The sequence below is a fragment of the Halomonas sp. B23F22_20 genome, from assembly GCF_043496985.1.
Classification (GTDB): Bacteria; Pseudomonadota; Gammaproteobacteria; order Pseudomonadales; family Halomonadaceae; genus Halomonas.
This window is the reverse complement of the sequence record NZ_JBIEKH010000093.1, coordinates 1-676: the sequence shown is the minus strand read 5'-3', so window position 1 is coordinate 676 and position 676 is coordinate 1. Positions and strand designations below refer to the sequence as shown.

The following is a 676-nucleotide window of genomic DNA, read 5'->3' as shown; positions in this document are numbered from 1 at the left end:
CCACTTCTTCACCTCATCAAATCCTAGCAACATTATGGCTTGAGCGATTGATTTAATAGGTTCGATGCGACGGTAGGCTAAAGAATTCATAAGCTTTAATAATTTATAAGATAGCGATACATCTTTTTCAATCTTCTCTGCCACCGCTGAGACGACCGGTTCAGGTTGAGACAATTCTTTAATTAACTCTATATGTTGGAAAGCAGGAAGCGATGTGTCGTAGGAGGTCATGATGACAGGCTTACTGAAAAAGAAGCCTTGGTAATAGTCAAAACCTAATGTTTTCAACTCTAGATACTCTTCGTAGGTTTCTACTTTTTCAGCTAATAGTTCTACTCTGTAGGTACTGATTTGGTCTTTTAAAGCTTTAATTTCTTGAATGGAATACTGACGGATGTCTACTTTCACAATATCCGCAAGATTGAGTAACTCATTTATGTATGGTTGATTCTGGTGGTAAACAAAATCATCTAAGGCAATCTGGTATCCTTTAGACTTCAAGATGCTACATCTATCGACAACTTCCGCTGTTAAAGGAATATTCTCCAACACTTCAATAACTAGCTGATTATGAGGGAAACAAAAAGGGAGTTCGCTTTTAAGCAAATTCTCCGTGAAGTTTACAAAACATTTATTTTGGTCTGCTATTTTACTAAACCCCATATGATAGAAACTA

The 676-nt window shown here is 36.5% G+C and carries 1 protein-coding gene; it reads right to left on the bottom strand.

All coding sequences use genetic code 11. The annotated features are described in order from the left end of the window. A partial coding sequence (locus ACGTN6_RS20740; RefSeq protein WP_394594969.1) for an EAL and HDOD domain-containing protein occupies positions 1 to 676 on the bottom strand: 676 nt, incomplete at both ends.